Origin of the sequence: Actinomyces weissii, assembly GCF_016598775.1 — a bacterium.
GTDB lineage: Bacteria > Actinomycetota > Actinomycetes > Actinomycetales > Actinomycetaceae > Actinomyces > Actinomyces weissii.
Window position 1 is genome coordinate 2,152,720 of sequence record NZ_CP066802.1, and the last position, 11,890, is coordinate 2,164,609.

Here is an 11,890-nt window from a genome sequence, read left to right on the forward strand (position 1 = left end):
CCTCCGTTCTGCTCGTGGTCCGCGCCGTCGTCCTGCTGCGGCCGGGCGGAGCCTGCGGCACCTGCAAGCGGCGGCTGACGACGGTTCCCGGTCAACGGTAGCGCCCAGCAGGCCCGCCAGCACCAAAAGCCGCACCGGGATGGCGACGACGCAGCGGCAGCAGGTGACTCAGGCCACCAGCGCACGGACGGCGGCCCCCTGGCTACACCCAGGCAGCCGCGATAACGTGACCAGGCACCCGCATTCCTGCCCTGGCGTGCTGGGCACGCACAGAGGAGCGAGATGACGATCAACGCCCTGTTCTCCGGTGAGCCACCGAGCTTCCTGAGGACCGCACCAAAACCTCCCGGCTTCACCCGCCCCAGGCTGCGCGGCTGGGTGCACACCCTGGCCGCTCCGCCGGCAGTGGCCGCCTGCACGGTGCTGACAGTGACGGCCTACCAGCAGCGTGGCCCCGGCCTGGCCTGGGCCTGCGCCATCTACCTGACCTGCTCGGCCCTGCTGTTCATCAACTCCGGCGTCTACCACCTGTGCAAGGGGCGCACCCCCAAGGCCTTCACGGACGTGCTCCAGCACATAGACCACGCCAATATCTACCTGCTGATCGGCGGGACCTACACGCCCTTCGCCGTCGCCCTGCTGAGCCCCCTGTGGGCCACCGTGCTGCTGGTGGTGATGTGGACCGGGGTACTGGCGGGCATCACGGCGCGCTTCGTCTGGCCCCGTACCCCCCGCTGGCTCGGAGCGGTGATCTACGTGAGCATGGGCTGGCTGTCCCTGGCCTTCCTGCCGGCCTTCTGGCGGACCGGCGGCCCCGCCGTCGTGCTGCTGCTGCTGGCTGGAGGAGCGCTGTACACGCTGGGGGCGCTGGTCTTCGCCCGGCAGGAGCCCGACCCCTTCCCCCTGGTCTTCGGCTTCCACGAGATCTTCCACGTACTGACCGTGGTGGCCTGGGCCTGCCACTGCACCGCCTGCTACCTGGCCGTTCTCCACCCTTAGGGCATTCACAGGCCATCACCTCCGGTCCCGTTGCAGGCTTGGGCGGGAAGCGCAACCCAGTCCACTGGCAGCGGAGAGAGCCCGCACCTCCTTGGCGCAGCCGTCCCCGCCGGTAGACTCCCGCTCCATATGGCCGCAGGTCACCAATGATGGCGACTTGCGACGGCAAGTACGCAAGCCCGTCAACCGGGAAAGGACGTCGGTCAGGCCGACGATGTCCCAGGAGGATTCCATTAATGGCTACTGAGCACACCGACCAGCTGGAACAGCACGGCACCTGGCTCACCCAGGACGCTTTCGACCGTCTGACCGCCGAGCTGGAGCGGCGCAAGACCACCGGCCGCAGGGAGATCGCCCAGCGGGTGGAGGACGCCCGCCAGGAGGGTGACCTGCGGGAGAACGCCGGCTACCACGCCGCCCGGGAGGAGGCGGGGCTCAACGAGGCCCGCATCAGCCAGCTGGAGGCCCTGCTGGAGACGGCGCAGATCGGCGAGGCGGCGGCCGACGGCTCCGTGTCCGCAGGCACGATCGTCACCGCCAAGATCAACGGCAAGGAGCAGGTATTCGCCCTGGGAGGCCAGGAGATCACCGAGGACGTACCCGAGGGGGTCAAGGTGTTCTCCCCGGACGCCCCCCTGGGACGGGCGCTCATGGGGCACCGCGCAGGCCAGAAGGTCAGCTATGAGGCCCCTAACGGCAAACGGCTCACGGCGGAGATCCTGCAGGTCAAGCGGGTCTGAGCAACTAGGGGCTACTCGGGGCTTATTCCCTTCTCGCTGCTGGCTGAGCCGCGCCTGGGCACCCAGACCAGCCGGTAGCGTCTGCCGCCATGGACACCACCTCAGCAGCCTCCCGCCCGCAGCGCAGCACGACCCTGCCCGGCATCACCTCCAGCCGCCTGCCGGCTCCCGGTACCCACCCGGTGCTGGGCACCCCGCTGGACGGCCCCTGGCCCGAGGGCTCCCAGGTCATCTACCTGGCAGCAGGATGCTTCTGGGGCGTGGAGCGGATCCTGTGGCGGCAGGACGGTGTCATCAGCACGGCGGTGGGCTACATGGGTGGCAACACCCCCAACCCCTCCTACGAGGAGGTGTGCACGGGGGCCACCGGCCACGCCGAGGCCGTGCGCGTGGTATTCGACCCGGCCGTGGCAGGACCGGGTGGGGAGGCCCTGCTGCGGGTCTTCTGGGAGAACCACGACTCCACCCACCTGAACCGGCACGGCAACGACATCGGCACCCAGTACCGCTCCGCGGTGTGGACGACGACGCCGGAGCAGGCGGCGGCCGCCCGCGCCATCCGTGCCGCCTTCCAGGGTGAGCTGACGCGCCTGGGCCGGGGCACCTGCGTGACCACTGTTGACGACGCCGCCACCGCCTACGCGGAGTTCGGTGGCCCCTTCTACCTGGCGGAGGACTACCACCAGGCCTACCTGCACAAGCACCCGCGCGGTTACTGCAACCACGGGCCGAACGGGGTCACCTGCCCGGTGGGGATCACCAACCTGCCCGCACAGACCGAGGTGCTGCCGCCCGCCCGGCTGCCGCAGCCCTGAGGGCCCTTGAGCAGGGCGGGGCAGCCTACTCGCCAGGACGCGTCTACCCGGACAGGACCGGGACCTACCGGACAGGTAGGTCCCGGTCCTGCTTAGCCGCGGCTGGCGCGGCTCCGTGGTCCGCCGCTACCGGGGCCAGGGCCGTGGGCGCTCAGAAGGCCTGGGCGGGCTCGATCTCCTGGCGCGTGCCTCCCATCCCGCGCAGCAGCTCCTTGACGGCCTCCTGGTGCTCGGGGCGCGCCACCTGGAGCAGGTCGTCCAGGGTCTCCAGCAGCACCCGCCGCACGTCAGGCGCCTCAGCCCCGTGGTGTATCGGACCGTCCAGCCCCACGGACAGCAGCTGGCTGACCGTCTGGGGGCGCCACCACAGGCGGGCCACGCCGTCGTCGTCCTTGAAGAAAGGCGCCAGGTCACGGCGCTGCACCGCCTGACGCAGGACCTCGTGGATCTCGTTGACCCCCTGCACCGCCGTGGTCGGGTCATTGGTGCCTGGGGACAGGGCCCGCACACAGATGTCCGAGACCTGGCGCAGCACGTAGGCCGGGTCGAACTCGTTGGTGCGGGTGCCTCGTAGCTCAAAGGCGGCACGCAGCCGGTCCTCGTCCGGTCCCTCCACCGGGCCGCCGTCGTGGGCCTCGCCCGCCTCAGGCACCCAGGCGACCAGCGGGGTCCCTGAGGGGCAGAACTGTCCCACCTGGGCCAGCACGTAGAGGGTGCCCCCTGCCGTCACCGCCTGGGACATCAGCTCGTTCAGGCGGATCGAGCCCACCACGCCCCGCACGCTCGCACGTACCAGCCGGGCCTCCTGCGGGGCCTGCCCGTCCCAGGGCTCGGCCTGCACCACCGGGTACTCCTCCGGCCCGTCCCCGGCAGGTTCCAGCTGGCGGTCCAGCACGCGCCGGGCGACGTCACCCAGGTAGCCGATGATCCAGGAGACCTGCACGGAGGTGGTCACGTGGTGGATGAAGGCCACGAAGCACACCACGCAGGCCAGGGTGAGCAGGAAGGCCACCAGCAGGGACACCTGGGGCACGAAGGTGAGGTCGTTGCTGCGGATGGTGCGCAGCACGGTCAGGGAGTAGACGAAGGTGCCCAGGAAGATCCCCAGGGTGACCTTGCTCATCCGCAGGTGCAGGAAGGTCTGCAGTACCAGCGGGGAGAACTGGCTGGAGGCCAGCTGCACCACCACCAGGGTGGTGGAGAACACCACCCCGACCACGGAGATGGTGGCGGCGGCTACCGCCCCCAGCACGCTACGGGCCCCCTCCGGACCGGCGGTGAAGCCTAGCGGCAGGTACCAGGCCACGGCGTCGTCGAACAGGGGCAGCAGGACGCCCAGCAGGAAGCAGGCGGTCACCAGCAGCATGGGCAGCACCCAGAAGGGCTGCCAGGCCCGCACCCACCAGGTGGAGGGCGAGGGCGAGCGGGACTCGGGCAGGGAAAGCGTCATCTCTTGCACAGGCACAGTCTGCCTGCTGCGGCGTCTGCGCTGACCGGCTGTCCGTCGTCCGAGCCCGCGCTACCTGGATTGTGCCAGGATCAGCCCATGAGCGAGCAGGAGCAGCGGTCAGCGGGCAGGGAACGAGGCTACCGGGGAGGCTACGGAGGCGGCCTGCGGGGCCGGGAGCGCGGCGGCTACGGCGGCCAGCGCGGCGGCTACGGCGCAGACCGGGGAGGCAGCGGCTCCTACCGGCCCCGGCGGGACTACGACGACGAGCCGCGTGACGGTTTCCTGGCTGACCTGGTGGGGCACCTGCACGCCCTGGACGGCCGCTCCTACGCGGCCTACAAGGCGGTGGTGGGCCGCTACCGGGCCCCGGGCGGCTGGACGCTGCACATCGACCGGGTCCAGCCCGACCCCTACGCCCCGCCAACTGCCGCGCACGTGGACGTGCCGGTGGACCCCGCGCGCTCGCCCCGGCTGGCCGCCCTGGTGGAGGAGGAGCTGCTGGGGACCCTGGACCGGCAGGTGGCGGTGCGGGACTTCCTGGTGCGGGAGCTGCACGCCGGTTTCAAGGGCACCGCCTTGTCCGTCGCCGCACCGGGGCAGGAGATCCTGGAGCGCTCGGCGGTGGTGCTGCGGCATGCTGAGGATCCCACGGACCCGGTCCTGGAGGTGCGCCTGCGCCTCTCCCTGCCCGCCCAGGGGCGCGCCATCCAGGGGCACGAGGCCGCCCGCATAGTGGGCCGGGACCTGGTGCGGGAGCTGGAGGCCGCCCTGGACCTGACCGGGGAGCGCCTGGAGCGGCTGCGGCGGCACGTAGCCGCCCTGGAGGACCACCGGGCCCTGACGGCGGCCTTGCAGGAGAAGGGCTGGGTGGCCTTCCTGGCGGACGGCGCCCTGCTGCCCCGCCGCTCCGGGGTCTCGGACGAGCCTATGCGCGCGGGCGCCATCCCCTTGGAGGCCCCGGAGACGCTGGCGGCGACCGTGTCCCTGCCCCACGCGGGCCGGGTGCGCGGCACCGCTATCGGCCAGGGGGTGACCTTGGTCGTCGGGGGCGGCTACCACGGCAAGTCCACGCTGCTGGGGGCGATCACCCGCGGCGTCTACCCGCACGTGCCCGGTGACGGCCGGGAGCTGGTGGCGACGGTGCCGGACGCCGTCAAGGTACGGGCCGCGGACGGGCGCAGCGTGACCGGGGTGGACCTGAGCCCCTTCATCTCCCACCTGCCCGGGGGGCGGGACACGCACAGCTTCACCACCGCCAACGCCTCCGGCTCGACCTCCCAGGCGGCCAGCATCGTGGAGTCGGTGGAGGCGGGGGCCTCGGCGCTGCTGCTGGACGAGGACACCTGTGCCACCAACCTGCTGATCCGCGACTCGCGCATGCGCGCCCTGGTGGCTGACGAGCGGGAGCCGATCACTCCCCTGGTGGACCGTATCGGGGCCCTGTACCGGCAGCGGGGAGTGTCTACCGTGCTGGTGATGGGCGGCTCGGGTGACTACCTGGACGTGGCTGACCGGGTGCTGCTGCTGGACTCCTACCGGCTGCTGGACGCGACCGGGCGGGCCCGGCAGGTGGCGGCGGCGCTGCCCCGTGAGGTCACGCAGATAGAGGGGTTCCCGGCGGCGGAGCCACGCAGGCCCCTGCCAGCGGAGGAGCGACGCACCCGTGGGCCGGTGCGCACCCGCTCGCGCGGCACCGTGGCCCTGGTGCTGGACCGCGACGAGGTGGACGTCAGTGACGTGGCGGGCGTGGTGGACCCGGGCCAGGCAGAGGCTCTGGCCCACGCGCTGCGGGCCTTGCTGGAGCAGCGTTTCGACGGTGTCTCGCCCTTGGCTGAGTGCCTGGAGGACCTGGAGGAGCTGCTGGACGAGGAGGGCCTGGACGCCCTGGGCGGGCGCCGCCCGGCCTTCCTGGTGCGGCCTCGCGCGGTGGACGTGGCGGCAGCCGTCAACCGCTACCGGCGCCTAGAGCTGGCCTGACCCCCGCAGGCCGTCCTGGTTCTGGCGGGGGGCGGGTGCGGCGGCCTCAGCACCACCGTACCCGCACCAGTAGCGGCGCGTGCCCGTGGACGACGACAGACCCGCCCTCTCCTGCTAGGGAGGGGGCGGGTCTGCGTCGTAGGCGGGCTGGTCCCGTCTACCGCCTGGGCACTGGGCTCAGCGCAGGGCGGAGAGGGCCTTGTCCTGGGCGAGGATGGCCTCGACCATGGCGGGCACCTCACCGTCGTGGAAGGCGGCGGGCTTGAAGACGCTCATGTTCTCGAAGTCGCTGGCCAGGTGCAGGTTGACCTCCGGACGCACGACACCGGTGGTGAAGTTGGCCAGTATGTCGCGCAGGTGGCCGGTCTGACGGTGGCCGGAGGAGAAGGAGTAGCCCACCAGGCCGACAGCGCGGTTGTCCAGGACGGAGGGGGTGATGAAGTCGATGGCGTTCTTCAGGGCGCCGGGCACGGAGCGGTTGTACTCGGGGCTGACGAAGATGAAGGCGTCGAAACCAGCCAGGGCCTCGTTCCAGGCCACGGCAGCCGGGTCCTTGGCGGGGGCGAAGGCCGGGGCAGCCTCCTCGACGAAGAGGGGCAGGTTGAAGGCGGCGATGTCGAGGACCTGGGCCTCAACGCCCTCAACGGTGTTGGCCTTGGCGGCCACCCACTCGGCGACGCCGGCACCGGCGCGGTTGGGGCGGATGGAGCCGAGGACGACGGCGATCTTGGTCATGTGCTCTCCTTGCGGGGACGCTGGCGAATTTACTTGATTCGTTAACTACATTAGGGCCGAGGAGGTCCGCCACGCCAGCACCCGCACCCGTGACCCCCAACACACCCCCTCTCTCGCGAGACCGGGACATATGGCTCACGAGACCGGTAAGGTCACCCTAAGCCGAAGGCGGGTGACCAGCCCAGGCCCCTCCCACGGCCCGCACGCGGCCAGACCACGGCCAGACCACGGCCCACCTCACGCACGTGCCTGCTGTACCTCAGAGTCACAACAGCCCAAGGCGGCCCGCACCGGGGAGCGGGCCTCGCCTGCACCACCACCGCCCCGTCAGCACGACGCAGCCCCCTGCCGCCGACCGTGGCACGGACCGCCCCACGCCGTCGGCGGCAAACCAGGACAGACCCTCAGCGCGCCAGGAAGAACTGCGCCGAAGGGTCGCCCGTCTCCTCCCGGTAGACGTAGCCGAGGCGGTCCATGTGCTCGGTGAGCTCCCCCTCAGCCTCCCCGTCACGGACCTCGAAGCCCGCCAGGATGCGCCCGTAGTCGGCCCCGTCGGTGCGGTAGTGGAACAGGGTCACGTTCCAGCGCGTCCCCAGCACCTCCAGGAAACGGGTCAGCGCCCCCGGGAACTCTGGGAACTCCAGGCTGAAGAGCCGCTCCCCCAACCCCTCCGGGGCCCGACCACCGATCATGGAGCGCACGTGCACCTTGGCGAGCTCGTCCTCCGTCAGGTCCACGACGCCGTAGCCCGCCGCCTCCAGGTCCGCCACGATCTCCCGGCGCTCCTCCCGGCCCCGGGTGAGCCGCACGCCCACGAAGATCCGCGCCGGCGCCCCCGGCGCGGCGGAGGCCGAGACGCGGTAGTTGAACTCCGTGACGGCCCGACCGCCCAGCACGCGCGCGAAGCGTAGGAACTCGCCCTGCACCTCGGGGATCGTGACCCCCAGGATCGCCTCCCGCTGCTCACCGATCTCGGAGCGCTCCGAGATGTAGCGCAGCTGGTGGAAGTTCAGATTGGCGCCGGACAGCACGCAGGCCAGGCGCTCCCCCCGCAGCCCGTGGGCCGCCACGTACTTCTTCAGGCCCGCGAGCGCGATCGCGCCGCTGGGCTCGGGCACCGCCCGCAGGTCCTCAAAGAGGTCGCGCACGGCCGCGCTGGTCTCGTCGGAGGAGACGGTGACGACGTCGTCCAGCAGCCCGGCGCACAGGCGGAAGGTCTCGTCACCGATGCGGCGCACCGCGACCCCCTCCGCGAAGAGCCCCACCCGTTCCAGGGTGACGGGCCGCCCGGCCTGGAGCGCGGCGGCCAGGCAGGCGGACTCCTCGTGCTCAACGCCCACGACCTGTACCTGCGGCATGAGCTGCTTGATGAGCACGGCGATCCCGGCCACCAGGCCGCCTCCGCCCACGGGCACGAAGACCCGGTCCAGCTCGGCGTCCTGCTGGATCATCTCCAGGCCGATGGTGCCCTGCCCGGCGATCACCCGGGGGTCGTCGAAGGGGGCGATGTAGGTCAGGGCGCACTCCTCGGCCAGGCGCAGGGCCTCGGCCTTGGCGGCGTCGAAGTTCTCCCCCTGCAGCAGGACCTCCCCGCCGAGGGCCCGCACGGCGTCTACCTTGATCTGGGGGGTGACGGTGGGCATGACGATCAGCGAGCGCACCCCCAGGATCGCGGCGGAGCGGGCCACCCCCTGGGCGTGGTTCCCGGCGGAGGCGGTGACGACGCCGCGGGCACGGACCTCCTCGGGCAGGGAGCGCATGGCGTTGTAGGCGCCGCGGATCTTGAAGGAGTGGACTGGCTGCAGGTCCTCCCGCTTGACCTCGACCGTGTTCCCCAGCCGGGTGGAGAGGGAGTCCATGACCTCCAGCGGGGTGTGCTCGGCGGCCTCGTAGACGGGGGCGCGCAGGACGGCCCGCAGGTAGGTGGCCTTGTCCCAGGTCTCGGGGAGCGTGGAGGCAGTCTGTGTCACGGCCCCAGACTAGAGGAGCCACCACCCCCGCCGGACCCCCTGCCACCGCCCCGCCTCCGCGAGACCGGGACATATGGACCGCGAGACCGGTACGCCCTGTGGATAACTCCGACGGCGCGGCCGTCTGCCTGCACGCTCTGCGCACCCGGTGGCGGGTGGACGACCCCGCCCCTGGTCTTGCACGCACTAGCGGATACGCGACCCAAGAGATCCTTGAGATTCCAACATTTCTAGGACCTGCCCGAAGAAGTAGAGCGCGTCAGGCGCGCAACAGCCTCCGACTTGCACATTATCCCGGCCGTAACGGTCTCACCGACCGCCCCCAGCAGAACAGCTGCTCCGCGCAATTCCAAGTAAAAGCAGTCACACAGTGGTTTACGTCAGCATTCCCGTGCGTGCAGCCCGCCCCGTCTGGAGCCTGCCGCCAGCCCCCTGCTTCCCGCGGGTCACAGACGCGGCAGCCGGTCCAGGTCGCGCACGGCCCCCTGGTCGGCGCTGGTGGCCAGCATGGCGTATGCGCGCAGGGCGGCGCTGACCTGGCGGGGCCGCTCCACGTGCGGGCTCCACGCCGCCTGCCCCCGGGCCTCCTCAGCCGCCCGGCGCCGCGCGACCTCCGCCTCGTCCACCATCAGCTCGATCCGCCGGGCCGGGATGTCGATCTCGATCCGGTCGCCGTCACGCACCAGCCCGATCAGCCCGCCCGCCGCCGCCTCCGGGGAGACGTGCCCGATAGACAGCCCGGAGGTCCCGCCCGAGAAGCGCCCGTCCGTGAGCAGGGCGCACTCCTTACCCAGGTGCATCGACTTGATGTAGGTGGTGGGGTACAGCATCTCCTGCATGCCCGGCCCGCCGCGTGGCCCCTCATGGCTGATGACGACGACGTCGCCCGCCCGGACCCGCCCCCCGAGGATCCCCGCTACCGCGTCCTCCTGGGACTCGAAGACCACGGCGCTCCCGGAGAACACCAGGATGGAGGGGTCCACCCCGGCAGTCTTGACGATGCAGCCCTTCTCGGCGACGTTGCCGAAGAGCACGGCCAGGCCGCCGTCGGCGGAGAAGGCGTGCTCCCGGTCGCGGACCACCCCGGCCGCACGGTCGGTGTCCAGCGACTCCCAGCGGGAGGCCTGGGAGAACATCTCGGTGGTGCGCACCCCGGCGGGGGCGGCCAGGTAGCCGGTGCGGACCTCCTGGCTCAGGGCGGAGCCGGGCACGCCGTCGGGGCCGGGGCGGGCAATGTCGTAGGCGGCCAGCGCCTGCGCCAGGGTGCCCTGCATGACGTTGCGTACCTGGGTGTCCAGCAGCCCGCAGCGGTCCAGCTCGCCCAGGATCCCCATGACGCCGCCCGCCCGGTGCACGTCCTCGATGTGCACCAGGCTGGTGGAGGGGGCCACCTTGCAAAGGTGCGGTACCACGCGGGAGAGCCGGTCTATGTCGGCCATGCGGAAGTCCACCCCGGCCTCCTGGGCGGCGGCCAGCAGGTGCAGCACGGTGTTGGTGGAGCCTCCCATGGCGATGTCCAGGCACATGGCGTTCTCGAAGGCCGCCTTGGTGGCGATGGCGCGAGGCAGGACGGTCTCGTCGTCCTGCTCGTAGTAGGCCTTGGTGATGGCCACTACCTGGCGGCCAGCGGCCCGGAACAGCTCGCCCCGGTCGGCGTGGGTGGCTAGCAGGGTGCCGTTCATGGGCAGGGCCAGGCCCAGGGCCTCGGTCAGGCAGTTCATGGAGTTGGCGGTGAACATGCCGGAGCAGGAGCCGCAGGTGGGGCAGGCCAGGCGCTCGATGGCGCTGATGGTCTCCTCGCTCACGGTGGGGTCGGCGGCGTCCATCATGGCGTCGATCAGGTCCAGCTTGCGGCTGGTGCCGTCGGCGGCGGTGGTGCGGCCGGACTCCATGGGGCCGCCGGAGACGAAGACCGTGGGGATGTTCAGGCGCAGGGCGGCCATGAGCATGCCGGGGGTGATCTTGTCGCAGTTGGAGATGCACACCAGGGCGTCGGCGCAGTGGGCGGCGGCCATGTACTCCACGGAGTCAGCGATCAGGTCGCGGCTGGGCAGGGAGTAGAGCATGCCGTCGTGCCCCATGGCGATGCCGTCGTCCACGGCGATGGTGTTGAACTCCTTGGCGATGCCGCCTGCGGCCTCGATCTGCTCGGCCACCAGGCGGCCCACGTCACGCAGGCCGACGTGCCCGGGCACGAACTGGGTGAAGGAGTTGGCGACCGCGATGATCGGCTTGCCGAAGTCCTCGTCCTTGACGCCGGTGGCGCGCCACAGGGCGCGGGCCCCCGCCATGTTGCGGCCGGAGGTGGAGGTGGCGCTGCGGTACTGCGGCATGGGGGCTCCTGGGGTATGGGCGACACGGTGTGCGAAACCTGGGGCCAGGGTAGTGCGCTGGCCGTGCCGTGCAGCCGTGGGTGTCATCACGCGGACCCCGGGCTGCCTGTGCCCCCGGCAGAGGAGGGGACGGTCACGCACCAGCTGGGCAGCACCTGCGGATTGACGACGGCGGGCGGCAGGCGTCGCGACCACCTTCTGCGGCCCCGTCCTAAAGCAGCAGCCAAGCAGCTGCGCAGGCTCGTTCCCTCAAGGAGCCCAAGGGGCCGTCTCCTGCAGGCACAGCGGTGCCCCCGTCGGGGCGCACGACGACGGGGGCACCGGGGCCAGCCTGGCGGCTCAGCAGCCGCTGGTCACATGACCCCCAGGATCTCGGTGACGAAGACCAGGGTGGCGCCGCCCTTGATACCGGCCTGGGGCACGCCGCGGTCGCCGTAGCCCAGTTCGGAGGGGATGGACAGCAGCACACGGGAGCCGACGCGCTGGCCCACCAGGCCGTCGTCCCAGCCGCGGATGACCATGCCGACGCCGATCTGGAAGCTCAGCGGCTGGCCGCGGTCGTAGGAGTTGTCAAAGACCTCGCCGTTCCAGGACTGGCCCAGGTAGTGGCAGACGATGGTGTCCCCGGCCTCCACCTGCTGGCCGGTACCGGCGTCGAGGACCTGGACCTGCAGGCCCTCAGGGGCCTCCTCGCCAGGAAAGCTCAGGACGGGCTTGGTGCCTTTGGCCCCCTCGACGGTGGGCATGCTCGTGTTGATCATGGCCCCAGGCTACGGGAGGACAAGCGCCTGCCACCACCGCGGTTCCAGCTCTGCTCCACGGTGGTGGCAGGCGCTAGGTCAGTGGCCGGGCGTCTCAGCCCCGGCCAGGC

General features: G+C 71.4%; 9 protein-coding genes. 4 read left to right on the plus strand and 5 right to left on the minus strand.

Features of this window, described 5'->3' with window-relative positions:
• Positions 1-282: 282 nt before the first annotated feature.
• The 3 genes from trhA to msrA all read left to right on the plus strand — a co-directional run bounded on the left by trhA (position 283) and on the right by msrA (position 2,554).
• Positions 283-999, plus strand: a complete 717-nt coding sequence (gene trhA, locus JG540_RS08715) for a PAQR family membrane homeostasis protein TrhA (protein ID WP_200275391.1) — start codon at positions 283-285, stop codon at positions 997-999.
• Between the two features lie 236 nt (positions 1,000-1,235).
• A complete protein-coding gene (locus JG540_RS08720; protein ID WP_200275393.1) occupies positions 1,236-1,739 on the plus strand; it encodes a GreA/GreB family elongation factor in 504 nt (167 codons plus the stop codon).
• Between the two features lie 89 nt (positions 1,740-1,828).
• A complete protein-coding gene (msrA, locus tag JG540_RS08725) occupies positions 1,829-2,554 on the plus strand; it encodes a peptide-methionine (S)-S-oxide reductase MsrA (RefSeq protein WP_200275395.1) in 726 nt (241 codons plus the stop codon).
• Between the two features lie 151 nt (positions 2,555-2,705).
• Here the strand turns inward: msrA and JG540_RS08730 are convergent, their stop codons facing one another.
• Positions 2,706-4,004 carry a DUF2254 domain-containing protein gene (locus JG540_RS08730; protein ID WP_234043008.1) on the minus strand — a complete coding sequence of 433 codons (1,299 nt, stop codon included), beginning with the start codon at positions 4,002-4,004 and terminating at the stop codon, positions 2,706-2,708.
• Between the two features lie 96 nt (positions 4,005-4,100).
• On the opposite strand from JG540_RS08730, the gene JG540_RS08735 reads away from it, so the two are divergent.
• Positions 4,101-5,981 carry an ABC-ATPase domain-containing protein gene (locus JG540_RS08735; RefSeq protein WP_200275399.1) on the plus strand — a complete coding sequence of 627 codons (1,881 nt, stop codon included), beginning with the start codon at positions 4,101-4,103 and terminating at the stop codon, positions 5,979-5,981.
• 177 nt (positions 5,982-6,158) lie between these two features.
• Here the strand turns inward: JG540_RS08735 and JG540_RS08740 are convergent, their stop codons facing one another.
• The 4 genes from JG540_RS08740 to JG540_RS08755 all read right to left on the minus strand — a co-directional run bounded on the left by JG540_RS08740 (position 6,159) and on the right by JG540_RS08755 (position 11,780).
• Positions 6,159-6,716 carry an NADPH-dependent FMN reductase gene (locus JG540_RS08740; protein ID WP_200275401.1) on the minus strand — a complete coding sequence of 186 codons (558 nt, stop codon included), beginning with the start codon at positions 6,714-6,716 and terminating at the stop codon, positions 6,159-6,161.
• A 404-nt stretch (positions 6,717-7,120) separates the two neighbouring features.
• Positions 7,121-8,686, minus strand: coding sequence for a threonine ammonia-lyase, biosynthetic (ilvA, locus tag JG540_RS08745; protein WP_200275403.1), 1,566 nt, complete (start codon positions 8,684-8,686; stop codon positions 7,121-7,123).
• Positions 8,687-9,132: 446 nt separating this feature from the next.
• Positions 9,133-11,019: a dihydroxy-acid dehydratase gene (gene ilvD / locus JG540_RS08750; protein ID WP_200275405.1), complete on the minus strand. Its 1,887-nt coding sequence runs from the start codon at positions 11,017-11,019 to the stop codon at positions 9,133-9,135.
• Positions 11,020-11,372: 353 nt separating this feature from the next.
• Positions 11,373-11,780, minus strand: a complete 408-nt coding sequence (locus JG540_RS08755; RefSeq protein ID WP_200275407.1) for an FKBP-type peptidyl-prolyl cis-trans isomerase — start codon at positions 11,778-11,780, stop codon at positions 11,373-11,375.
• Positions 11,781-11,890 lie beyond the last annotated feature (110 nt).

Bases quoted from the DNA above. Each gene is read 5' to 3' on its own strand.
- trhA (WP_200275391.1), top strand. From the start codon at position 283: ATGACGATCAACGCCCTGTTCTCCGGTGAGCCACCGAGCTTCCTGAGG.
- JG540_RS08720 (WP_200275393.1), top strand. From the start codon at position 1,236: ATGGCTACTGAGCACACCGACCAGCTGGAACAGCACGGCACCTGGCTC.
- msrA (WP_200275395.1), top strand. From the start codon at position 1,829: ATGGACACCACCTCAGCAGCCTCCCGCCCGCAGCGCAGCACGACCCTG.
- JG540_RS08730 (WP_234043008.1), bottom strand. From the start codon at position 4,004: ATGACGCTTTCCCTGCCCGAGTCCCGCTCGCCCTCGCCCTCCACCTGG.
- JG540_RS08735 (WP_200275399.1), top strand. From the start codon at position 4,101: ATGAGCGAGCAGGAGCAGCGGTCAGCGGGCAGGGAACGAGGCTACCGG.
- JG540_RS08740 (WP_200275401.1), bottom strand. From the start codon at position 6,716: ATGACCAAGATCGCCGTCGTCCTCGGCTCCATCCGCCCCAACCGCGCC.
- ilvD (WP_200275405.1), bottom strand. From the start codon at position 11,019: ATGCCGCAGTACCGCAGCGCCACCTCCACCTCCGGCCGCAACATGGCG.
- JG540_RS08755 (WP_200275407.1), bottom strand. From the start codon at position 11,780: ATGATCAACACGAGCATGCCCACCGTCGAGGGGGCCAAAGGCACCAAG.